18 protein-coding genes and 2 pseudogenes are annotated in these 23,233 nt (G+C 69.2%); 11 read left to right on the forward strand and 9 right to left on the reverse strand.

Translation table 11 applies throughout. From position 1 onward, the window contains the following. Window positions 1-76: 76 nt before the first annotated feature. The 3 genes from OHA58_RS33600 to OHA58_RS33610 form a co-directional block, all read right to left on the reverse strand. On the reverse strand, window positions 77-622 hold the full coding sequence (locus tag OHA58_RS33600) for an LLM class flavin-dependent oxidoreductase (protein WP_405483470.1): 546 nt from the start codon (window positions 620-622) through the stop codon (window positions 77-79). A 64-nt stretch (window positions 623-686) separates the two neighbouring features. Then, entirely contained in the window at window positions 687-1,643 is a 957-nt protein-coding gene (locus OHA58_RS33605; RefSeq protein WP_405483472.1) for a nuclear transport factor 2 family protein, read from the reverse strand. Window positions 1,644-1,737: 94 nt separating this feature from the next. Further along, window positions 1,738-2,100 (reverse strand): MerR family transcriptional regulator, encoded by a 363-nt coding sequence (locus OHA58_RS33610; RefSeq protein ID WP_405483473.1) that lies wholly within the window; start codon window positions 2,098-2,100, stop codon window positions 1,738-1,740. 65 nt (window positions 2,101-2,165) lie between these two features. Here OHA58_RS33610 and OHA58_RS33615 point away from each other — a divergent pair, with 65 nt between their 5' ends. From OHA58_RS33615 to OHA58_RS33625, 3 genes are all read left to right on the forward strand, one after another. After that, entirely contained in the window at window positions 2,166-3,437 is a 1,272-nt protein-coding gene (locus tag OHA58_RS33615) for an MFS transporter (RefSeq protein ID WP_405483474.1), read from the forward strand. Between the two features lie 63 nt (window positions 3,438-3,500). Beyond that, window positions 3,501-4,496, forward strand: coding sequence for an LLM class flavin-dependent oxidoreductase (locus OHA58_RS33620; protein ID WP_405483475.1), 996 nt, complete (start codon window positions 3,501-3,503; stop codon window positions 4,494-4,496). 37 nt (window positions 4,497-4,533) lie between these two features. After that, the gene (locus OHA58_RS33625) at window positions 4,534-4,671 is read left to right on the forward strand and encodes a hypothetical protein (protein WP_405483476.1); all 138 of its coding nucleotides are present in this window, start codon (window positions 4,534-4,536) and stop codon (window positions 4,669-4,671) included. A gap of 53 nt (window positions 4,672-4,724) precedes the next feature. Here OHA58_RS33625 and OHA58_RS33630 read toward each other — a convergent pair whose 3' ends face one another. Both OHA58_RS33630 and OHA58_RS33635 read right to left on the reverse strand, forming a co-directional pair. Next, complete coding sequence (locus OHA58_RS33630) at window positions 4,725-4,898, reverse strand: hypothetical protein (protein WP_405483477.1); 174 nt, start codon at window positions 4,896-4,898, stop codon at window positions 4,725-4,727. A 67-nt stretch (window positions 4,899-4,965) separates the two neighbouring features. Then, on the reverse strand, window positions 4,966-5,997 hold the full coding sequence (locus OHA58_RS33635) for a LacI family DNA-binding transcriptional regulator (protein ID WP_405483478.1): 1,032 nt from the start codon (window positions 5,995-5,997) through the stop codon (window positions 4,966-4,968). A gap of 267 nt (window positions 5,998-6,264) precedes the next feature. On the opposite strand from OHA58_RS33635, the gene speB reads away from it, so the two are divergent. The 6 genes from speB (at window position 6,265) to OHA58_RS33665 (ending at window position 15,872) form a co-directional block, all read left to right on the forward strand. Continuing rightward, window positions 6,265-7,476, forward strand: coding sequence for an agmatinase (gene speB, locus OHA58_RS33640; RefSeq protein WP_405483479.1), 1,212 nt, complete (start codon window positions 6,265-6,267; stop codon window positions 7,474-7,476). 52 nt (window positions 7,477-7,528) lie between these two features. After that, window positions 7,529-9,154, forward strand: a complete 1,626-nt coding sequence (locus OHA58_RS33645; RefSeq protein ID WP_405483480.1) for an ABC transporter substrate-binding protein — start codon at window positions 7,529-7,531, stop codon at window positions 9,152-9,154. Between the two features lie 7 nt (window positions 9,155-9,161). After that, window positions 9,162-12,542, forward strand: coding sequence for a dipeptide ABC transporter ATP-binding protein (locus OHA58_RS33650; protein ID WP_405483481.1), 3,381 nt, complete (start codon window positions 9,162-9,164; stop codon window positions 12,540-12,542). Then, on the forward strand, window positions 12,542-13,435 hold the full coding sequence (locus tag OHA58_RS33655; protein ID WP_329577331.1) for an ABC transporter permease: 894 nt from the start codon (window positions 12,542-12,544) through the stop codon (window positions 13,433-13,435). Before OHA58_RS33650 ends, OHA58_RS33655 begins: the two co-directional genes overlap by 1 nt. Before the next feature lie 23 nt (window positions 13,436-13,458). Beyond that, window positions 13,459-14,451 (forward strand): ABC transporter permease, encoded by a 993-nt coding sequence (locus OHA58_RS33660; RefSeq protein WP_405483482.1) that lies wholly within the window; start codon window positions 13,459-13,461, stop codon window positions 14,449-14,451. 995 nt (window positions 14,452-15,446) lie between these two features. Continuing rightward, window positions 15,447-15,872, forward strand: a complete 426-nt coding sequence (locus tag OHA58_RS33665) for a hypothetical protein (protein WP_405483483.1) — start codon at window positions 15,447-15,449, stop codon at window positions 15,870-15,872. Between the two features lie 179 nt (window positions 15,873-16,051). On the opposite strand, the gene OHA58_RS33670 is transcribed toward OHA58_RS33665, so the two are convergent. Both OHA58_RS33670 and OHA58_RS33675 read right to left on the reverse strand, forming a co-directional pair. Then, a complete protein-coding gene (locus OHA58_RS33670) occupies window positions 16,052-18,778 on the reverse strand; it encodes a SpoIIE family protein phosphatase (RefSeq protein ID WP_405483484.1) in 2,727 nt (908 codons plus the stop codon). Between the two features lie 375 nt (window positions 18,779-19,153). After that, entirely contained in the window at window positions 19,154-19,921 is a 768-nt protein-coding gene (locus OHA58_RS33675; RefSeq protein WP_405476455.1) for a transposase, read from the reverse strand. A 113-nt stretch (window positions 19,922-20,034) separates the two neighbouring features. On the opposite strand from OHA58_RS33675, the gene OHA58_RS33680 reads away from it, so the two are divergent. Then, window positions 20,035-20,772: a transposase gene (locus OHA58_RS33680; RefSeq protein ID WP_405485315.1), complete on the forward strand. Its 738-nt coding sequence runs from the start codon at window positions 20,035-20,037 to the stop codon at window positions 20,770-20,772. A gap of 36 nt (window positions 20,773-20,808) precedes the next feature. On the opposite strand, the pseudogene OHA58_RS33685 reads toward OHA58_RS33680, so the two are convergent. After that, window positions 20,809-21,099, reverse strand: a pseudogene (locus OHA58_RS33685) (transposase); the annotation flags it as partial. 41 nt (window positions 21,100-21,140) lie between these two features. Between OHA58_RS33685 and OHA58_RS33690 the strand changes: the two are divergent. After that, window positions 21,141-21,431: pseudogene (locus OHA58_RS33690) on the forward strand (transposase family protein); the annotation flags it as partial. A 131-nt stretch (window positions 21,432-21,562) separates the two neighbouring features. On the opposite strand, the gene OHA58_RS33695 reads toward OHA58_RS33690, so the two are convergent. Then, on the reverse strand, window positions 21,563-23,098 hold the full coding sequence (locus OHA58_RS33695; RefSeq protein WP_405483485.1) for a PucR family transcriptional regulator ligand-binding domain-containing protein: 1,536 nt from the start codon (window positions 23,096-23,098) through the stop codon (window positions 21,563-21,565). Window positions 23,099-23,233 lie beyond the last annotated feature (135 nt).

The following is a 23,233-nucleotide window of genomic DNA, read 5'->3' on the forward strand; positions in this document are numbered from 1 at the left end:
GATCCCGTGAAGCGGTCTCCACCGCGAGGCAGCTTCGGCGGAGTCCGTAACCACGTTCAGGGCGGCGGTACTTGGGCTACAGGCCGACGTCCCTGCGGCTCATGTCGTCCAGCGATTCACGGCGTACGAGGACGCGCGCGATGCTGTCGGACACGGCGACGACGGGCGGGCGGCCGACGAGGTTGTAACCGGAGGTCCTCGAGTTGGGCAGCGAAGTCCTGGTCGGCCGGGCGCCCGCGGCGGATGGCGGCGGCCGGGTCCACGGGTCGGTGCCCGGTGCGAGGCCGAGGCCGAGGTCGAAGCGGCCGGGGTGCAGGGCGTCCGGGGTGCCGATCTGTTCGGCGACCACGAGAGGCGCGTAGTTGGACAGGTTCAGGCTGCCGGTACCGACGCGGATGGTCTCGGTTCCGGCGGCGACGGCTCCGGCCAGGATGATGTTGGCGGAGCTCGCCATTGCCGCCATGTTGTGGTGTTCGGCGAGCCAGTAGCGGTGGAAGCCCAGGTTTTCGGCGTGGGCGGCGAGTTCGACCGTGCGGTGCAGGGCGTCGCCGATGGAGTGGCCCCGGCGGATGGGGGCGAGGTCCAGGAGGGACAGCGCCGGGCCGGGGGCGGGGTTGGTCATGAGTTGTGTCGATTCTTTGCGGATGAGGGTGCCGACGGCGAAGGAAGCCAGGTGCCTAGGTGGGCTACTCCTCCGTCGTGGAGATCCAGCCGGGGATGTAGTCGAAGCGGGAGATGCGCCAAGTGCCGTTCTCGCGGCGGAGATCCAGCTGGTAGTGCGCGCCGTAGAGGTCCCTGCCGGTGGGCGTGGTCGGCTGCTGGGGGATGATGCGGCCCACGACGAGGTGCCCGGTGGTGCCGGCCTCGTCGACGGTGATCTTCAGTGGGCGGCCGAAGTGCTGCATCCAGGGCCACAGGCGCCGGAAGGGCTTCATCTGCCCGATGACGTCGTGCCGCCCCTGGCGGTCGCCCATCGGTGGGAACGACCCGAAGGCGTCGTCGGTGAAGCAGTCACTCAGCAGCGCGATGTCGCCCTGGTCGATGGCCCAGGAGTAGCGCGAGTAGAAGTCCTCGGCCTGGCGTATGGCGTCGTCGGGGTCGAGGTCCGGGATGCCGCGGGCCCAGGGCGAGTCGAGTTCGCTCACGATGGTGGGCGTCGGGTCGCCGAGCTTCCAGCCCTCGACGGACGGGAGGGTCCACTTGTGGAACCGGGCCGGGTCGCCGTCGGTCCACGGGATGGACAGCCGCAGGGTCTCGATGCGCCAGCCGACGTCAGTGCGGACGAGGTCGGCCAGAAGCGTCGCGCCAAAGACTGAGGCGGCCGGGCCGCGCTGCGGGCTGACGCCGTACAGGTAGGAGGTCAGGACCGCCCGCTCGTCGTTGCCGCCGACGTAGTGGTTGGTGGTGGTGATGGCAAAGGGCTGGGCCGAGTCCGGGGCGAAGTCCGCGCTGAGCACGGCGGCGATGTCCGAGGCGCCGCGAGCCTCGCCGTGCGCACTGGAGCACAGCTCACTCGACTCGGTGAAGACGCCGGCCAGCGCGGATGTATCGCCGTTCGCCCAGCCGTTGGCGAGGGTCTCCAGTACGGCGAGCACGTCTTTGGCCGTCCGGTGTGCGCGGGAGCCATGGTTGTGGGAGGTCATGCTGGCGACGCTAAACATTGACATCAATGTCAGTGTCAAACGCGGGCGGCGTGCGACGTGCCACTCAGGTCCGGGCGGCGCCTCCGCGCAGGCCCTACGCCGCCTGGCTCGCGACTGTCAGGTAGGCGCGGATGGCGTCGCGATTACGTGTCAGTGTGTCGATGCGCCGCTCGATCTCCCCGAGCTCGCGGGCGAGGTTCGCGGCCAGCGCCGGGTCGACCATCGGGCGCAGGGAGGTGCCCGCGCCGAGGAAACAGGGCACGATCTCGCGGATGACCTCGGTGCTCAGCCCCGCCTGGAGCAGGTCGCGGATCTGCCGCACGCGCTGGATCGAGCTCTCGGGGTAGTCCCGGTAGCCATTGGGCAGGCGGTCGGGGTGCAGCAGGTCCTGCTGCTCGTAGTAGCGCAGGAGCCTGGTGGAGACCGCCGTACGGCGGGAGAGCTCGCCGATCTTCATGGTGTGGTACGTCACTCCGTTCCGGCTTGACCTTGACATTGATGTGCAAGTTTAGCTTCGGTGCCGTGAACGACGTAGAACACTCCTCTCTGCCCCGTCGAGGCGGTCTCGGCCTCCTCGTTCTGTTCGTGGCCGCCTTCCTGACCATCACCACCGAGACCCTGCCGATGGGGCTCCTTCCACAGATGAGCAAGGGCCTGGGGGCCTCCGAGTCGCAGGTCGGCCTGCTGGTCGCGGTGTACGCCTTCGTGATCATGGTGGTGACGCTGCCGCTCGCCTCGTGGACCGCCCGCTGGCCGCGGCGTCGGCTCTTCCTCGGGATCATGGCGGCCTTCGCCGTGAGCAACCTGCTGATGGCCCTCGCCCCGAGCTTCCCCGTCGCGATAGTCGGCCGCCTCGTGGCCGCACTGGTGCACGGGGTGCTCTGGTCGATGATGGCCGCCTACGCCACCCGCATGGTCACCCCCGAACGGGCCGGGCGCGCGGTCGCCACGGTCTACGCGGGCAACAGCGCGGCGCTGTCCCTCGGCGTCCCCTTGGGGACAGCCATGGGCAATGCGCTGGGCTGGCGATCGGCCTTCGTCGCGCTGGCCGTGGCGGCCGCGGTGATCACGGCGCTGGCCCCGGCCCTGCTGCCGCAGGCCCCCGGCGCCCGCTCCAGCGACTCCTCGGTCACCAAGGCCTTCCGGATCCCCGGAGTCCTGGCCATTGCGCTGGCAACCACCTTGATCATGCTGGGCCACTTCACCCTCTACACCTACGTCGCGCCGTACCTGGCGCATGCCGGTGTCACCGAGCAAGCGGTCAGCCCTGTGCTGTTCGCCTTCGGCGTCGCCGGGATCGCGGGGGTGTGGTGCGCGGGCCTGTTGGTGGACCGGCGTCCGCGCGGTGCCCTGCTGGGCGCGGTGGGCATCATGGTCCTCGCCCTCGCGGCGCTGGCTGCTTTCGGCAGTTTCACGCCGGCGACGATCGCTCTGACCGTGGTGTGGGGGCTGGCCTACGCGGCCCTGCCGACCTTCCTGCAGTCGGCCGCGCTGAAGGCCGCGGGGGCCGCGCAGGCCGCCGCCTCCGCCCTCTTCATCATCGGCTTCAACCTCGGCATCGGCGGGGGATCGCTGGTCGGCGGGCAGATCCTGGACCACCTGGGCGCACCCGCGCTCCCCGCCGTGGCAGCCGTACTCGCCGTACTCGCCTGGCTCCTGGTCCTCGGAGCGCGCACCTCGGCCTTCCCCCGGAGCCCGCATTCCCGCTCGGTCGTCGGGGCCGGGTCCACCCCCGAGCCCGCACCGGCCCGCGGCACCACCGAGCCTCGTCCCGAGGCATCCGTCCAGTCCTGAGCGCGGCGTCCACGCCGCCCGGCTTCCCTTCACTCCCGTTTCGGAAAGGCGATCCCGCACACCGTGAAGCACCTGCGCGACATTCCGCTGTCTCTGCTCAACCTCGCCCCCATCCGCAAGGGCGGCGCCGCCACCGAGGCGCTGCACGAGACCATCGAACTCGCCTGCAAGGCCGAGGAGTTCGGCTACCACCGCTACTGGATCGCCGAGCACCACAACACGTCCGCCGTCGCTTCCTCGGCGACCTCCGTCCTGATCGGCCAGGTGGCCGCGGCCACCGAGCGGATCAAGGTCGGGTCAGGCGGCATCATGCTGCCCAACCACGCCCCGTACGTCGTCGCCGAGCAGTTCGGCACCCTCGCCTCGTTCTACCCCGGACGCATCGACCTGGGCCTGGGCCGCGCCCCCGGCACCGACCCCTGGACCGCGCAGGCCCTGCGCCGAGGCGAAGCCACCGCCAAGGACTTCCCCGCCCAGGTCACCGAGGTGCGCCGCTACCTCGGTCCCGGCGCGCCCACCCGCCGGGTGCGCGCCATCCCGGGCGAGGGCACCAACGTGCCCCTGTACATCCTCGGCTCCTCCACCTTCGGCGCCGCCCTGGCCGCGCAGGAGGGCCTGCCCTTCGTCTTCGCCTCGCACTTCGCGCCCGACCAGCTGCACGCCGCGCTGGACGTATACCGGAGCAACTTCCGCCCCTCGGAGAGCCTCGCGGCGCCGCACGCCATCGTCGGTGTGAACGTCGTCGCCGCGGACACCGACCGCGACGCCCAGCGGATCTTCACCACCCTGCAGCGCAAGTTCCTCACCCTGATCCGCGGCGAACTGCAGAACCTGCCGCCCGTCGACGACATCGACCAACTGTGGTCCGAGCACGAGGCCGCCGCCGTTGGCTCCATGGTCAGGGTCTCCGCCGTCGGCTCGCCGGCCACTGTCCGCCAGGGCCTGGACGACTTGGTCAAGAGCGCGCAGCCCGACGAACTGATCGTCCTGACCGAGACCTGGGACTTCAAGGACCGCATCCGCAGCTACGAACTCCTGGCGGAGCTGAAGAACGCATGACACCCAGCCACCGCCTCTTGAGGAAGGAACCGACGCCGTGAACAAGACGAGCAAGACCCTGTTCGACAATGCGACAGCGGGCGCTCTCACGGTGCCGAACCGCTTTGCGATGGCACCGATGAGCCGGGCCCGCGCCGCAGCGGACGGCACCCCCACCGCATTGATGAGCGACTAACACGGAGTTCATGGGGGTGCTCCACGTGGGTGAGGGGCGGGCGGTCGTCCAGTTCAGCTCCGCGCCGATGCCGTGTCCGTGGTCGTGCGTGCTGCGGGGGCGGTCCTGTCGGGAGTGCCGTGGGCGACGGTGCGCGTCGTGGCGCGCCGGGTTGTGACGGCCAGGGCGATCAGCGGCAGCAGGGTCAGGCCCGCGAAGACGGCACCGATCAGGGCGGGTCCGGTCACGCCGAGGGAGGAGGCGAGGGCCTGCCCGGCGAGCGCGGAGCCGGCATTGCGGCGCTCGTGGCCGTCCTCAGCGTGGTGTTCTGCCGGGTGTTGGGTGGCGGGTAGTGGAGTCGCGCCAGTGGGTCTCGGCTGGTACGACGGTTCGTTGGCGTGGGGCCTGTCCTTGGTGTTCGATCATGTGGATCAGGAGTCGGGCGCACTCCCGCCCCAGGGCGCGCGGGTGTATGTCGATTGCCGTTATGGGGGGCGAGGTTATCGCCAGGGTAGGGCTGTCGCCACAGCAGGCCAGCAGGATGTCCCTGCCAGGGGTGCGTCCTAGGTGCCGCAGGGCGGCGAGCGCGCCCCGGACTATGGGTTCGGACGACGCGATGAGGAGGTCGGTGGCGGGCTCGTCTGCCAGCAGTTGCCGGACCTGGCCCTCGTGCTCGTCGGTGTCGGTGTTGCCGAATCGGCTTTGCCGGGTGGTGCCGCGCAGGCCTCGCTCCTGGCACCAGGCGAGGAAGGCCGTGCGGAGCAGCACGCCCCAGCCGCTGTTGACGTCTGGGCCGATGAAGGCAGGGTGCGTGATTCCCTGGTCCAGTGCGTGATCGAGGATCTCGCGGAGCGCCCGTTCGTGGTCGGCCACCACGATCGGCGAGCCGGGCACGCCTGGGGGGTAGTGCTCGCCGGCGACGATGGGCAGGCCGGCCTCCAGCAGCTGCCGAGCACGTAGGTCGTCGGCTATGGGGTCGGCGATGATCACGCCGTCCACGCGGGGTATGAGGTTGCGTGGCACCTGCGGGTTGCTGGAGAGCAGTGTGAGGTCGTAGTCGTGGGCCTGGGTGCCCTCTAGGGCGCCGGTGACGAACTCGCGGAAATAGTCGGACGCGAAGCGGTCGCCCGCGTGCAGGTGGTGCAGGCCTATGGAGCGGACGGCCCCGGTGCGCAGCCCGCGGGCGACCGGGTTGGGGCGGTAGCTCAGCCTGCGTGCCGCGTCGAGGACGGCCTGGCGTGTCGCGTCGGTCATTCGGCCCGTGCCGGAGAGTGCGTCGGACGCGGTGCTCCGGGAGACGTTCGCGGCTCGGGCGACGTCCTTGAGGGTGACAGCCTGGCGCTTCATGCGGCACATCCTATGAATCCCGCCGCAGAGCCTCAGGATTCCGTGAACCCCTTTTCACCCCAAGGACCTTGGGCCACCGAGCGCCTGTTACGTGCAGGCTTCGGCGGCGAGTCCGGCGGAGTCGTGGAACTGCGCTTGGTGGTCGGCTCTGTAAACACCGGGCTCGGCAGGGGGCTACGCCGTTGACGGATCGATCCGGCAGTTCATAACTTCCAGCTACGCCCGGGCCGTTCGTCGATGCCAACTGAATCCGTGATGAGAGAGTTCATGCCTGATAACGGCTCCACACCCGAGCACGACCACACCCATAACGGCCACCACCATCACCACGACTTCCCTGAGGGCTTCTGGGGGCAGCCACCGCGGCTCGGTCAGGGGCTCGAGGGCCACGGCGCCGTCGACGACTTCAATGTCGGCCGCAAGCCTGGCCCGATCTTCGTCAACCGCAAGAACGAGGGCGGATTCTCGGGCATCCAGACCTTCGCCAAGCTCCCCGTCTGTCTCACCCCTGAAGACCTCAAAGCCGGCAAGATCGATGTGGCGGTCTGCGGTGTTCCGTGGGACGCCACCGCCGGAGGCCGCAGCGGCACCAACCACGGCCCACTGGCCATCCGGGCTTGCGACTACAAGGGCGGGTACGGTCGGCCGCACTACTCCCTCGACGTACATGTCGACGCGTTCGAGACCCTCAACTGCTGTGACTACGGCGACGCCCCGGTCAAGACAGGCAACACCTGGACAACCTTTGAGGGCATCCGGAAGTTTGTCGGCACCATCGTGGACTCCGGTGCGATTCCGATCATCCTGGGCGGTGACCACGCGACTACGTGGCCCTCCGCCACCGCCGTCGCAGACCACTACGGCTACGGCAAGGTCGGCATCGTCCACTTCGACGCGCACGCCGACACCGGCACCGACGTGCCAGGCACCCTCGCCAGCCACGGCACTCCGATGCGGAAACTCATCGAGAGCGGCGCCATTCCAGGCAAGAACTTCGTCCAGGTCGGTCTGCGCGGCTACTGGCCCGACCAGGAGGTGCTGGACTGGATGGACGATCAGCGGATGCGTACGCATTTCATGGCCGAGATCAACCGCGACGGATTCGACACGGTGCTGGAGCGCGCGGTGGACGAGGCCCTGGATCAAGCTGATCACCTTTACATTTCGCTCGACATCGACGTCGCCGACCCGGCGTTCGCGCCCGGCACTGGCACCCCTGAGCCTGGCGGACTGACCAGCACCAACGTGCTCACCGCGGTGCGCCGGCTGTGCGCGGAGGTGGGCATCGTCGGGATGGACGTGGTCGAGGTGAGCCCGCCTTACGACGACCGAGGCGAGATCACGGCGCTGCTCGCCAACCGGGCCGTCCGCGAGGCTTTGACCGGCATCGCCATGCGCCGTAAGGGCCTCACGGAGCGGGGTTATCTGCACCCCCACGCTCTGGGCCGGGCCAGTACCAGGCACGGCGCCACGGGCTGACCCTCCGGCGCCCGCGGACCGATTCTCCCTACTCGCTCTGGAGCGACCGCCCATGACCAGATCACTTCCGCGACGAGCCACCCGCCCCGCGCGAGCGGCCTCCATGGCCGCCGTCCTCGCTCTCGCCGTCAGCGCCTGCGGCGGATCGGGCGACGGCGCCGGTCCCTCCGCGGCGCCGAAGAACGGCGTCCTGCGCGTGGGCCTGCTCAGCGACATCGGCCAGCCCCCGGATCCCGACGTCTACTACGCGGGCAACGGCCTCGCGCTCACCACCAACATGTACGAGGGCCTGGTGAAGTACGAGCCGGGAACCGCGGAGTCGAAGATCGTGCCCAGCCTGGCGACCTCCTGGAAGGTCTCGGACGACAACCGCGTCTACACCTTCACGCTCCGCAAGGGCGTCACCTTCCACGACGGCACCAGGTTCACGGCGGCCGCAGTGAAGACGTCCTTCGACCGCCGCACCGCCGTCGGCGCCGGCCCCGCCTACACCGTCGCCGACGTGAAGTCCGTCAAGACCCCCGACGACTACACCGCCGTGGTGACCCTCAAGAAGCCGAACTCCGCCTTCCTGGACAGCCTGGCCTCGCCCTATGGACCCCGGATGCTCAGCCCGACCGCTCTGAAGGAGCACGTCGGCAAGGACCATGGCCAGACCTACCTGCGCACCCATTCCGCCGGCACCGGGCCCTACCGCCTCACCCAGGCCCGCGTCGGCGACCAGTACCAGATGAAGGCGTACGAGGGGTACTGGGGCGGCAAGGCCACCTTCACCACCATCGACATGCCGGTGTACTCCGACACCTCCGCCATGCAGCTGGCCCTCAATAACGGCCGGCTCAGCGCCATCATCGGCGCCGTCCCCTCCGCCTCCCAGGCCCGCTATGTCAAGGACCGCAATTTCAACTCGTACAGCCTGCCGTCCTTCCAGGTTGGTGTGCTGTACATGAACCCCAACCGGCCATTCATGGCCACCGCCAAGGCGCGCCATGCCATGTTCGACGCCGTGGACTGGCGCAGCGTCATCAAGCAGGTGGTGACGTACAAGGCCGAGCTTGCCACCGGTGCTTACTCGCGCGGAGCGGTCACCGGTGGCATTGATAGCAAGGCCATGAAACACGACCCCTCGGCGCTCACGAAGTACGCCGCGAGCCTGCCGGCCGCCGCCAAGAAGGTCGTCATCGGCCACAGCTCCAACAGCGCCGACGACGCGCAGATAGCCAACCTCATCGCCGCGCAGCTGCAGAGCATGGGTATCGACGCCACCATCACCGCCTACCAGACCTCCCAGGTCTTCGGAAAGTTCGCCAAGGACCCCAAGAACGCTCCGGACCTCTACATCGCCTCCAGCACGTGGCCGGACGCCAATAACCCATACATGTACGGACATGTGTTCTGGGACAAGGACGGCGGCCTCAACCACCTCCAGTGCTCGGACACGAAGACCACGGCGCTGCTTGCCAAGGCGCTTCGGACCGGCGACATGAAGACCTATGCCGCCGCAGGAAGGGCCATCACAGCGGCTGCCTGCACCCCTACCTGGGCCTACGCCAACGACTTCGTGGTGACGCAGCCCTGGCTGGGTAACGTCAAGCAGTCCCACAGCATCGCCGAGCCGTACACGCTGGACTTCAACACCCTGAAGATCCAGCGCGGCCAGGCTCGTGAGAAGCAGTAGCCGGCCGGTGCTGCGCCGTCAGCCGACAGTCCGTCGGACCCGTGCCCGCGACCTGCCCGCCGCCTTCTGGTGGCTGTGGTTCGCGGTGCTGGTCACTTGGACGGGACGGTTCGTCATCCCGTTCATGACGATGTTTCTCACCCGGGACGCCGGGTTGTCCGCTTCCGAGGCCGGGCTGGTGGTCTCCGGCTACGGCGGCGGTGTGGTGGTCTCGACGCTCGTCGGCGGTGTGCTCACGGACGCCGTGGGTCGCAAGCGGACCCTGGTCGCCAGCCTGGTGCTGTCGGCGGCCGCCATGGCGGTGATCCCGTCGTTCCAGGCCCCGGCCGTGATTGCGTTCCTGCTGTTCGCGTTCGGCCTGGTCAACGGCGCCACGCAGCCGGCCGTGACGGCGCTGGTGACGGATCTGGCCGGGCCGGAGCACCAGCGGGCCGCCTTCGCCTACAAGTACTGGGCGGTCAACCTCGGTTACGCCGTCGGCCCGGTGATCGCCGGGCTGATCGCCGACCGAGCCTTCGAGTTCCTTTTCTACGGTCAGGCCTGCGTGGGGTTGATGGCGGCGGCGATCGTGGTGGCCCGCGTGCCCGAGACATACCCCGCCCGTGAGCGGCGGGCCGCCCGCCTGGCCGCCGCCGCTCACGGCTCAGCTGTCGGCCCGCCGGCTCCTGTCGCCCGCCTCGCAGACGTGCTCCGCGACCGGGTCTTCCTCACCTTCACGGCCGCCATGTTCGTCTACTCCACGGTGTATGTGCAGTCCACCGTCTCGCTCCCGGTGACCCTGGTGGACGACGGCTTCAGCACCCAGGAGTACGGCTTCCTGCTCACTCTGAACGGCGTGCTGCTGTGCGCGCTGCAGATCCCGTCTGCGCGCATGCTGAACCGTTGGCGCCGTGAGAGGGTGCTCGGCGCAGCGCTGTGCGTCACCGCGCTCGGCGTCGGCCTCCAGGCCATCGCGGACTCCTGGATGTTCTACGCCGCCGCCGTCGCCATCTGGACCCTCGGCGAGATGGGCGCCCACCCCTCCGCGCAGTCTATCGCGGCCGACATGTCGGCCCGGCACACCCGCGGCCGCTACCTGGGGACCTACGCGCTCGCCTTTTCCGCAGCCACCATGGCTGGGCCTCAAGTCGGCGGCACCGTCCTGCAGTACTTCGGTAGCACCGTCCTGTGGTGTGGGTGCGCCGCAGCCTGCCTGCTGGTGGCCGCGTTTCTGGCACTTACCGCCCGCTCCCGGGAGGCCCGCGTCGCCCGTACCGTCCCGGATCCGGAGGCCGAAAGTGGTCATCCCGCGGTCCAGCGGCCGCGACGTCCGCCGACGCCCGATCCCCCTCACCCGCCGCACTTCGATAGCGAGGTCGGACAGATGTTTCCCACCATCGATCAGCACATCCCACTGGACCGTGTGGCGGCGCCCGTGGCGTCTATTCGCAGTCTCCAGGTCAGCCTGGCGCGCCACGGCGCCCGCAGCGACGTCATACGCGGCGTCGACCTCGACATCCGGCCCGGCGAGATCCTCGGCCTTGTCGGCGAGTCCGGTTCCGGCAAGAGCATGCTGAGCCTGTCACTGCTCGGCCTGCTGCCGCACGCCTCCGCGCCACGCGTCACGGGCACCGTCACCGTCGGCGGCACCGACATGGTCTCAGGATCCGAGGCGGACCGGCGCCGGGCCCGCCGCGACGACCTGGGCGTGGTTTTCCAGGACCCTATGACGTCCCTCAATCCCACCATGCGGATCGGAGACCAGGTCACGGAGGCCGCCGGGTCTGCCGAGGAGGCTGTCCGGTTGCTGCGCGCGGTCGGTATCCCGGAGCCGGAGCGCCGGATGCGGGCCTATCCGCACGAGCTGTCCGGTGGGCTACGCCAACGCGTCATGATCGCCATGGCCGTGTCCGGCGGGCCCAAACTGATCATCGCCGACGAGCCGACCACAGCGCTGGACGTCACCGTTCAGTCCCAAGTCCTCCGGCTGCTGCGGGAGATGGCCGACGAGATCGGCTGCAGCATCCTGATGATCACTCACGACCTGGGTGTGGCTGGGCAGATAGCCGACCGCATTGCGGTGATGTACGCCGGGCGGGTCGCCGAAGTCGGCCCGGCCGAACGGGTGCTGCGCGAGCCCCGCCATCCCTACACCATGGGCCTGCTCGGCTCCCGCATCGACTTCGGCACCGACCGGCACGCCCCCTTGCAGACCCTCGTTCTCGAGCCGGCCGGGCGGTCTGCAGTCGACGGCGGCTGCGCCTACCGGCCGCGCTGCCCGCTGGCGGTGGAGCGGTGTGAACGGGAGATCCCGCAGCTCGATGCCCCAGGGGCCGACCTCCACGCCTCCGCATGCTTCCGAGCCGCCGAGGCGAGCGAGCGGATGGACGAAACCCGCCCGCCAGAGGGTGCACAGCAGACCACCGACGTCCCAGAGGTCGGGACCGGCGGCTCGGGCGAGGTGGCGCTCAACGCCACCGAGGTGCGCTGCGAATTCCCCGTCCGAGACCGGCGCGGCCGCAAGGCCCTGCTCCGTGCGCTGCGCGGGGCGACCCTCGATCTCGAGGCGGGCGAGTCCATCGCGCTCGTCGGGGAGAGCGGCTCTGGCAAGTCCACCCTGCTGCGAATCATCGCCGAGCTGCAAAAGGCCACCGGCGGCAGTCTGGAGGGCCCCGACCGGGGCGAAGTGCAGATGGTGTTCCAGGACGCCGGAGCTTCCCTCACCCCCTGGCTGTCCGTCCGGGAACTGCTGGCCGAACGGTTCGCCGGGCAACGTTGGAACCAGGCCGAGAAGGACAAGCGCGTAGCCGAGGCGCTGCAGGCCGTCGGCCTGCCCGCCGAGACCATGCACTCCCGTCCCACCCAGCTCTCCGGCGGGCAGCGGCAGCGGGTGGCGCTGGCACGCGCCACCATCGTCCCGCCGAAGGTGCTGCTGTGCGACGAGCCGACCAGCGCCCTGGACGTCTCGCTCGCCGCGAGCGTGCTGAACCTGATCGGCAAGCTGCGCCGCGAACTGGGCATGGCCGTCGTCTTCGTCACCCACGACCTGTCCGTCGCCCGAATCATCGGGGACCGCATCGCGGTGATGTACCTGGGGCAGATCGTCGAAGCCGGATCGGCAGAGGAGGTCATCACCGACCCCAAGCACCCCTACACCCGCGCCCTGATCCAGGCCGTGCCGGGGCTGGGCATGACACTGCCGGAGATTGCAGGCGAGCCGGCCAGCCCGTTCGACCCACCCAGCGGATGCGCCTACCACCCGCGCTGCCCAGTCGCCCGCAGGGAGTGCTCCGACACCGCGACCGGCATCCAACTCATGCCTATCGGGATGCGCCCGCCGGGCACCGCCCGGTCGCAGCGGCCGTCTCAGCGGCGCAGCGTCGCCTGCGTCCACCGAGGGGAGATCTGATGTCTGCAACCGACGCGGCAGGCACGGCGGGCACGCTGACGGCCGCACCCGCGATCCGTGGGCGGCTGCGCCGCCCCCAACTGGCCGCCAGCTACCGCTACCTGGACTGGGCCATGCTGGGCCTCCTGGGCGTGGTCACGATGGTGGCGCTGCTGGCGCCGATGCTGGCCCCGTTCGACCCGGTGGCTCCCACAGGGCAGATGTATGCGCAGATCGGCTCGGCCGGGCACCTGCTGGGCACCGACGCGATCGGACGGGACTTGCTGTCGCGCACCCTGTTGGGGCTGCGCACCAGTTGGCTGATGGCGATCGTGGTGGTCGCGGTGGGCCTGCTGGTCGGTGCGGTGACCGGCTTGGTGGCCGGTGCCTTCGGCGGCTGGGTGGACACCGTGCTGATGCGTGTGACGGACTTCTTCCTGGCCCTGCCGGCCCCGCTGGTAGCGATTGCGGTCGCGGCGGCGCTGGGCTCGGGTTTGTGGAACACCTTCGTGGCGATCTCGATCGTGTGGTGGCCTTTCTACGCCCGCATCATCCGCGGCGAGGTGAGAGCGCTTGCCGCGCGGCCGCACGTGGAAGCAGCGCGGATGGCGGGGGTGGGCCGGAGGCGCATCATCCTGCGACACCTGCTGCCTGGCGTGGTACCCGCCGCGGTGATCACGGCGAGCCTGGATATCGGGAATGTGGTGCTGGTTCTGGCCAGCCTGTCGTTCCTGGGGCTCGGGCAGTCCGCGCCGGCGCCGGAGCTGGGCGCCGACACCGCGCGCAGCATGTCCGAACTGCTGGCGCACTGGTGGATCCCGGTGATCCCGGGCCTGGCCGTGATGCTCCTGAGCCTGGTGGCGAACCTCGGGGGCGACGCGGTGCGCAACGTGCTGGCCCGTCGCGGCCGCTGACGAAGGGATTTCCGACCATGAACATGCGTTTCCTCGCCTCACGCGCAGCCTCACTGCTCGCCCTGCTGCTCGCGCTCTCGATCGTATTGTTCGTCCTTCAGGAGGTCTCGCACGCCGACGCAGTGGCTGCGACGCTCGGACCGACGGCGTCGCCGCAGGCGGTGGCCGCCGAGCGGGCCCGGCTGGGCCTTGACCGACCACCCATCGAGCGCTACGCCGACTATCTGGGCGGGCTGTTCACCGGCGACCTGGGTACCTCATTCCGCACCAAGAACCCGGTGACCGCAGACATCGGCACCTACCTGCCGGCCACCGTGGAGCTGGTGTCTTTCGCGTTGCTGGCGGCAGTGCTGCTGGCGCTGCTGTTCGCCGTCTCCAGCGTGCTGCGCTGGAAAGGAGCGAGCGTGTTCCGCGGAGTGCTGTTCCTAGGCTCCACCGCGCCGACGTTCCTGCTCGGCATCGTCGGCCTGATCGTGTTCTACCAGCAGCTGCACTGGTTCCCGGCGAGTGGGCGGACCAGCGGGGACACACCACCAGACGGGCCGACAGGACTGCTGGTACTGGACGGAATTCTCACCGGTGACCTCGGCCTGAGCGGCGACGCTCTGCGACACCTGGTGCTGCCGGCACTCGTGCTCGCAGCCGGCCCGGCACTGGCCATCGGCCGGGTGTTCCGCTCGAGCCTGCTGGAGACCCTAGAAGCCGACTTCGTCCGCACCGCCCGCTCCAAGGGCCTGCACGAACGGTCGATCGTCTTCCGGCACGTCGTGCGGAACTCGGTGAACGCCGCGCTGTCCATGAGCGGTCTGCAGATCGGCTTCATGTTCGCCGGCGTGCTGGTGGTGGAGAACGTCTTCAGCTGGCCCGGCCTCGGTAGCTACCTGGGAGCGTCCATCCCGGTCTCCGACTTCCCCGCCGTGGCCGGCGTGACGTTCATCCTCGCCTCCGTCTACATCATCGCCAACACGCTCGCCGACATCCTCCAGGCGACCGCCGACCCACGCATCGCAATCTGAGCGGAGGCGACAACACCCCCAGGGCCGCAACACCTGCCCGTGCGGTTCGGTAACCACACCGGTGGCGTAACAGTGGAGAGCCCCCACGCTCGGCGCAGGTACACGGCGCTGACACCTTGTCGCGCGCTCTTCGAGCTCATGACCTGCGCCGCTGCGGGTGCCGAAAAAACATCCGCCCAGGTCACGGTCTGGATCGCCAATCTCCGTGCCGTGCCCGCCCCTTTGACAGCGAAGTTAGTCGCTTCCGTCCGCGCTGACCTGCGCCGATTGTATTGATTGGCAAACGATCACGTGAGACGTGGGCGGGCTTCGGCAGCGAGAGGCGGAACTCCGAGCCGTCAACCCACTGAGCTGAACCAAAAGTGGGTGTCGATCCCGAAGGCGGGGCGGAGTTGAGCCATGTCGTGCCGATCGCGTTCCGGTGACTCCTCCCCGCCCTCAAGGGGGGACTCGCTACGCCGTGTTGGCGTTGCGACGGACCAGCCCGGCCCGTAGAACATTGAGTGTTCACACTGTGTCGGCGTGCGCCGTGTGGCCGCACGACTGGCAGTGGAACTTGATCGTGCCCCTTGTCGTGATGTAGCCGATCAAGGTGTGGGAGTGCGCGGGCGTTCGCCGGGGGCGCACACCTGATGCGGGTGGCCGCTCCCTGACCAAGGGGCGGGCCATCGTGCAACTCTCCCTGTTAGAAGGCCAGTTCATGCGGTGGGAGTGCACGATGGCCCTGTCTCAGTCTGACCTGGTACGCCTGCTGGAGTCACTACGCTCGTCCGACGGAATCGAACTCGTCCGCAACGTGGCCGAGCGGATGCTGCAAGAGCTGATCGAGGCCGAGGCCACCGCGCACATCGGCGCCGAGTGGAACGAGCACACCGCCTCACGGACGGCCTCTGGCGCTTGCGGCGCTGCCCGCACACACCAAGGCGAACCAGGACGGCGTCGACGACTACGCATTCGTCTCGGCGCTCATCGACCAGCTCGTCGAGGACGACAACGTGGACGCGTCCCGTGTCCACGCCAACGGCGGCGTCTTCACTCAGGCCCTCGGCTGCAAGCTGTCCGACAAGATCGCCGGAATCGCCCCCGTCATCGGCTCCCTGCCCAAGGCCGAGCAGAGCACCTGCGATCCGTCCGAGCCGATGCCGGTTCTGGAGACCGCGGGTACCGCCGACCCGATCATGCCGTTCGACGGCGGTTCGGTGAAGGCCACAGCGAACGGGCACGACCGGACGTGTCGGGGCGGGCACCGACCCCGTTCTCTCGGTCGCCGACACCCGGAAGCTGTGGCGCGAGAAGAACGGCTGCACCGGCACTCCGGCCACGAAGGCGCTGCCCCGGAAGAAGGACGGCGGCACCTCGGTGACGGTGGCGACGAGTTCGTGCGCCGCCGGCAGCCAAGGCGCCGATGTGGTGGCTCATAAAGGAGGCACGCGGCGAGAAGACGGTGAGGTCATTGTCGCGCTCGTCCATGAGCCGGAGCCGGTTGGTCTCGAACGCCGTGCGCAGGCTCGTCGTCGCTGATGTGCGGCCCGGACGGGCCGGGGGCTGCGAGGGACGGGTCTGCGAGGACGGCTGTCTGGCGCTCGCGCCAGGTGCCTACTCATTCGTCCCATTGGCCAAGGAGGATGTCGGCCAGGTCGGTGCCGGGTTCTGCGGCTCCGTCGTGCAGGGCTTGTTCTGCCCAGATGATCTTGCCGTGGGCGGTGTACCGGGTGCCCCAGCGCCCAGCGAACTGGGCGATCAGGAACAGTCCCCGGCCGCCCTCGTCGGTGGCCGCCGCTCGGCGCAGATGCGGCGAGGTGCTGGAGTCGTCGGCGACCTCGCAGATCAGATTGCTGCTGTCGTACAGCAGGCGCAGCCGTATGGGCTGGGCGCCGTACCGGATGGCGTTGGTGACCAGCTCGCTGACGATCAGTTCGGCGGTGAAGGCCAGCTGGCCCAGGCCCCAGGTCTCCAGCTGACGGGTGACACCGGCGCGGACGCGGGAGACGGCCTCTGGATCGGAGGGTATGTCCCAGTCGGCGACTTGGTAGGGGTTCAGCAGCCGGGTGCGGGCGATGAGCAGGACGACGTCGTCGCGGGGGCGTTCGGGCAGCAGTGCGTCGATGACTGCCTGGCAGGTCTGTTCCGGGGTGCGGTCGTGATGGGACAGGGCGCCCCGCAGGAGGTCCAGGCTGGTGTCGAGATCACGGTCGCGGTCCTGGAGCAGCCCGTCGGTGAACAGGGCCAGTCGGCTGCCCTCGGGCAGCCGCAGTGCGGCGGTTTCGAACGGGAGAGCGCCACCGAGGCCGAGGGGTGGTGAGGCGGGGGTGTCGGGGAAGGTGACAGTGCCGTCGGGCTGGACCAGGGCGGGACCGAAGTGGCCGGCGCGCGCGATGGTGCACATACCCGAGACCGGGTCGTAGATCGCGTACAGGCAGGTGGCGCCGGTGATCTGCTGCCCCTCCTCCTCGGCGGCCTCGTCGGCGTCGATTCGGGCGACCAGCTCATCCAGGTGGGCCAGCAGTTCGTCAGGGGCCATGTCCAGGGCGGAGAAGTTGTGCACGGCGGTGCGCAGGCGGCCCATGGTGGCCACCGCGTGCACTCCGTGACCGACGACGTCGCCGACGACGAGGGCCACCCGGGCGCCGGGCAGCGGGATGACGTCGAACCAATCCCCGCCCACTCCCGCTTGCGCGGGCAGATAGCGGTGGGAGACCTCCATGGCGCTGACTTCCGGCAGTCCCCGCGGCAGCAGGCTGCGCTGCAGGGCGACGGCCATGGTGCGCTCGCGGGTGTAGCGACGGGCGTTGTCGATGGCCACCGCCGCCCGGGCGGCCAGCTCCTCGGCAAAGGACCGATCCTCCTCCCCGAAGGCCTCGAGGGTCGCGGCGCGCCAGAAATCGGCCAGCCCCAGCACCACACCGCGGGCCTGTAGCGGCACGCTGATCAGCGAGTGGACGCCGTAGTCCAGGATCTGCCGGGCCCGCTCGGGATGCTGGGCCTGCCAGCTGTCCGCCGTGGGCAAGTCGACCTCGAGGACCGCCTGGCCGCTCGCCACGTCCGACGCCATCGGAGCGCTGAGCGTGAGTGTGACGAGTTCACCCACCGGTGGGAAGGGCGAGTCCTGCCGGACGCCGCTGACGGCCGCGCGCCGCATTGCGGTGCTCCCCTCGGGGGGCTCATCGCCCCGCAGTACCGGCTCCAGCAGCTCGACGGTGACGACGTCAGCGAAGCGCGGGACCGCCACGTCGGCGAGCTCCTGCGCGGTGCGCGCCACATCCAGTGTGGTGCCTATCCGCACCCCCGCCTCGTAGAGCAGTTTCAAACGCTTCCGGGCCGCCTCCGCCCTGCCCGCAAGCGCCCGCAACTCGGTGGTGTCCCGCAGCGTTACCGCACTCCCGGCAATCCCTCCGTAGGGGCCGGTCGGCCGCACATTCACCGCCAGCAGACGGTCGCCCGCCAGATGCACTTCATCGGTCGCTCCTCGCCCGGAGATCAACAATCCGGCCAGGGGTGGCTCCAGGCCGAGAGCCGAGACATGGCGGCGCTCCGCGTCCGCGGGCAGGTCGAGCAGTCGCCGTGCCTCGTCGTTGGCCAGCAGCAGCTGCCCGTCGCCACCGATGATCAGCACGCCCTCGCGCACCGAGTGCAGTACCGCGTCGTTGTGCTCGTACATGCGCGTGATCTCGGCTGGGCCGAGGCCGCGGGTCTGACGCAGCAGCCGTCGACTGAGAACCGCCGCTCCGCCCGTGGTGACGGCCACCGCGCCGGCCGCAGTGCCCAGGACGGCTGGCAACTGCGCTGTGACCACGGCGCTGACGTGTTCAACCGTAATCCCGGCTCCGACCGCGCCGACTACTGCCCCAGTCGGTTCCTTGATGGGGACAAAGGCCCGAATCTGAGGGCCGAGAGAGCCAACACCTTCCTCTCGTACGCTTTGGCCGGCCAACAAAGGAGCCATGTTGGTAGCGGTGTGGCTGCCGGGGCGACCCGTACGGGAGGAAAGGGCGTAGTAGATTCCGTCCCGGTTCAGAACGCCCAGGAAGTCCACGCCGGAGCCCTTCCGGGCCTCGTCGACCCGCGGCTGCAGCACTGCGGTGGGGTGGGGTGACCTCAGGGCACCCAGGAGCCCCGGAGAGCTGGCAAAGCCCTGCGCGACAGCGAGTGATTGATCGCTGGCCGCGCGGCTGCTATCGCGCTGGGACGTCAGCGCGAGCATCACGACGGCTCCGACGGCAAGTAGTAGAACGACCGCCACTTGCAGCACGAACATCTGGCCGACGACGCTACGGACACCCAGCACCGAAGGCGGCCCCTTCCGCCGGCTGCTGGTGCCACTGCCCATGAATCGAGCGTCCGGGGAAGAACTGGGGCGGATGCGAAATCCGCACATACGTCAATTGTGCGCTTGCCCTTCAATTTCTGGAGTGATCACATGCGTACGGTCACAGACCGATGCCAGGAAGTGAGATAAGGCAGCGGGGCAGTGGAAGGCAGGCAAGGCACGCACTGCTGCACCACCCGACATTCGTCCTCGGTTGTCCTCGAAGTGACTCACCCATGGCGGGATCTCCACGCACTCGACGGAGGTCCATGACTCGAGCGTGTCCCAGCAGACGGTGTCCACGATGACCGCCTCGGTGATCGACGGCTAAGGGTTGTCCCGTAAATGATCACCGGGTCGATGAGGGCATGGCGGCTCGGTCGTCGGCGGCCTTGCCTATCCGGTGAGGTTGAGGTTGTGCAGGCGTGCGATGCCGAGCATGGCGTGGTGGACGCCGTCGCCCTTGAGCCGGCAGTCGCGGAGGATCTTCCAGCACTTCATGCGCGCGAAGACGTGCTCGACGCGGGCCCGTACCTGCTTGTGTGACTTGTTGTGCCTTTCCTTCCACTCGGGCAGTTCCTCGCCCTTGCGGCGCCGGTGGGGCATCACGAGTCCGGTGCCCGGGTAGCCGCCGTCGGCGATCGTCATGGTCTTGCCGACGGCGGCTTTGGCTCCGGATTCCTCCCACGCCCTGCAGTCGTTGCGGTTGCCGGGAAGGGACTCGCCGACCACGACGACCAGGCGGGTGTCGGCGTCGATGACGACCTGGTGATTGGTGGAGTAGCGGTAGTTCTTGGACTGTTCGGCGATGCTGTGGTCTCGGGTGGGGACCAGGGTGCCGTCCACGATGAGCACGGTGTCTTTCGCGAAACGCTTCCTGGGCTGCAGGGCGAGGAGCGGGCCGAGCTGGTCGATGATGCGGTCGGCCGCCGACTTGGAGACGCCGAACAGCGGGGCTATCTGGCGCATCGTCAAGTTCGTGCGCCAGTACGCCGCGACCAGCAACACGCGGTCTTCCAGCGGCAGACCCCACGGCCGGCCCCGCCGCACCGCGTCCGCGCCCTCGCGGCGCAGCGCAGCCACCAACTTCCCGAAGCAGCGCGGGCTCAGCCCGGTGAACGGGCCTATCCAGGACGGCTCCGACGCCGTGATCACACCAGCCACACCAAGATCATCTCACCTGTGACCAGCAGTTACGGGACAACCCTTAGGCAGTTTCGTTGGATCAGCCGGTCGTTGGTCCGGGTGTGCCGTTGACTGACGCGTAGTGGGCGCGGATTGAGCTGTTACTCCCGGACCGGACGCCGAAACGGGGTGGCCGGTGGAGGGATCACCGCGAGGTGATCGACGCCATCGCCTTCAAGCTCCAGACCGGAACGCAGTGGGTCCACCTGCCGGAGAAGTATGGCAATTGGCGAGGCGTCTACAACCGGCTGCGGATGTGGGCGATAGACGGCACCTGGGAGCGGGTGTTCGCGACGCTGATGGCCCAGGCCGACGCCGAAGACGACCTGAACTGGGCCGTCTCGGTGGACTCCACCATCGTGCGGGCCCCACCAGCACGCCGTTGGGGCCCGCAAAAAAAGGGGCCCCAGCCGGCGAGCCCGACGACCACGCCATCGGACGGTCCCGCGGCGGACCGACCACGAAGATCCACCTCGTCGCCGACACCCGCTGCCGCCCCCTGGCCTTCGTCCTCACTGCCGGACAGGCCGGCGACGCACCCGCCTTCATCGACGTCATGGTCCGCCCGCGCGTTCCCAGGCGCCGCGGACGCCCCCGGACCGGACGCGGTCCTGGCCGACAAGACACCCCATGCAGCTATCGGGTCAAGCAGCTGCTGCGAGCGGGGGCAGAGTCGGCGGGGCGAAGCCGATGCCTCGTCGAACTTCTGGCGGGTCGTCAAGCAGTGGTGGAGCTGGCCGAGCATGCGGTTGAAACAGGCGGCGGAGGGCGGCGTAGTAGCGATCCCCTGTGTCTCGTCTGTGCTTGTAGTGAGCGTGGGCTCCGGGTGAAGCGGTAAGCGCGGTGAACGCCCAGTGTCGGCCGGTCTCGGCCAGGCGGCTGTTTTTGATCCGGCGATGGCTGACTCGTCGACTCTTGCCGGATTCACGGGTCACCGGGGCGCTTCCGGCGTAGGCCTTCAGATCCCGGGCCGTTCCGAACCTGGAGCGATCGTCTCCGATTTCGGCGAGGATCCGAGCCTCGGTGAGTATGGCCAGACCGGGAAAGCTCGTGATGATCTCTGCATCGGGATGCTGGAGAAAGAGTTCCGCAGTGTCACGCGCCAGGTCTTCGCAGGCTCGGCAGGCCGCGTCGAGCTGAGCGAGCCAGCGGATCACTGGTATGTCAAGGTCTTCAGCTGAAGGACTGGGTGATCGGGATCGAGCCGTCCCCCTGGGATGATCTTGATGCGGCTGGTGTGATCACGGCGTCGGGGCCGACTTGGACAGCCCCTTTCAGCGGGCTGAGCCCGTGGATCTTCGGGAAGTCGGTGAAGCAGCTGCGCCGAGAGGAAGCCGACGCCCCGGCCCGGGGGCGGCCATGGAAGCTGCCGCTGGAGCATCGCCTGCTGCTGCTGGTGGCCGCGTACTGGCGTACCAACCTCACGCTGCGACAACTGGCCCCGCTGTTCGGGGTGTCGAAGTCCTGCGCCGACCGGGTCATCGACCACTCGAGGTACATTCCCGAGGCGTGAACACCCGGGCAGGGGCCGGGGGAGCGGTGCGCCGTCTCCCCTCTCACTGCCTCTTCCCTGCAGGTAGGAAGCCCCGTCATGGCAAGCACCACTCCGCTGAGCGTTCCTCAGCGGATGCTGAGCGCCAGGCAGAAGTCGACGCGGTCGCGCAGTGTCGCCAGGCTGTGTCCGGTGAGCTGCTCGACCCGTTGGAGGCGGTAGCGCAGGGTGTTGACGTGGACGTGGAGCTGCTCGGCGCAGCGGTGCCACGAGCCGGATGCGTCCAGGAACGCGGTCAGGGTTCCGACCAGGTCGCTGTGGTGTTCGGCGTCGTAACGCTCCAGTACGCCAATCAGCCGCTCGCGGTAGAGCCGGCGCACCTCGTCGGGGACCGAGGCGAGCAGCAGCATGGACGAGGAGAGGTCGTCCGCGGTGGCGGTCCGCACCGCCCCGGAGCCCAATCGTGCGATGTTGTGTGCGAGTCGTGCCTCGTCCAGCGACGTGCGCAGCCCCGCCGCATTGGTGGCCGGGCTTCCGATGCCGATGGCGGCACACCCGTGAGCCATCAGCGGGGCGAGCCTGCCCGCCGCTTCCTCCGCCGCGGCCCGCTCGGCATCTGCCTGCTCGGCGGGGACAAGTATCAGGTAGCCGTCCTCGTCTGATATCGGGGCGGAACAGCCGGGAATCACGTCGGCCACCTCGTCCAGGATGACGGCCGCGAGCTCGCCCGCGTAGGGGCTGCCCGTGGTGCTGACGTACAGAACAGCCAGACGCCCGTCCGGGTCGAGACCGAGGCTGCGCAACCGGCTTTCTGCCCCCTCCGTCCGCCCCTGCCGGATCAGTTCGATGGACTCGCTCAGGAAGCGCGCCTCGATCCGGCGGCGCTCCTGCGCCGCGACCCGTTCCATGGCAAGGAGCGCGCAGACCTCCGCGACGGCATCGGACACCCCAGGTGCCCAGTCGCGGAAGTCGCCCGCCGCCGCGAGATAGCCGGCGGGAGGCCGGTGGGCCACCGGCGACTGAACGGCGAAGAAGGTGAGCGTCCCGCCTCCGGGAACGGGTTGGACGCACGGGAAGGAACCGGTGACCAGCGCGTCGCGGTGCGCCAGGCCGAGATGGTGGTCCGACACGGCGGGAACACCCCCGGCGGTCTGCCGGCCCGTCGCGGAGAGGACCGCGCACCACACGCCTGTGGCACGCGCGAATACATCCACAAGCCCCTCGGCCCCGGCCCCGGAGGCCATGCTCGTGACGAGTCCGCGGTGCAGCCCGCTGCCCGGCGAACGATGGGCGGGTCCGGCCAGCAGAGCCAGCACCGCCTCGGTGAGGGCCGCGTAGGACACCTCGTCGCCGACCGTGCAGAGCGCGAGGCCGTGCCGTGTACAGGCCTGCAACAGGGCGTCGGGGAGCTCTCCGATCCCCGCGGTGCCCGCGACGAGTGCCGCGGCCCCGGCCCCGGCGAGGGCCGCGACGAAGACATCGGCGTCGCGTGGTTCGCGGTACCAGGTGGTGCTGGTGAGGACGAGTTCGTCGCCGTCGAGATAGCGGCCGGGGTCGGGCAGATCGGTGGTGTAGACGCTCCGTACCCTCTGGCCCGCCGAGGTGGCGGGCACCACCGGCACCAGGCCGAGGCGGGGGATGCCCAGCAGGTCGGTCAACAGCACCGGTCGTCCTCCTTGCCGCCTGATCATCGGCGCGTGTTACGGACATGCACCCCGGTGTGCACAGAGTTTGGAGCATAGTACGGGCCCACACGCCCTCTCGCGTCTCTCAGCTGTAGGACCGTGCAGTGCCCTTGG

It is taken from the genome of Streptomyces sp. NBC_00009, assembly GCF_045040855.1.
GTDB lineage: Bacteria > Actinomycetota > Actinomycetes > Streptomycetales > Streptomycetaceae > Streptomyces > Streptomyces aureus.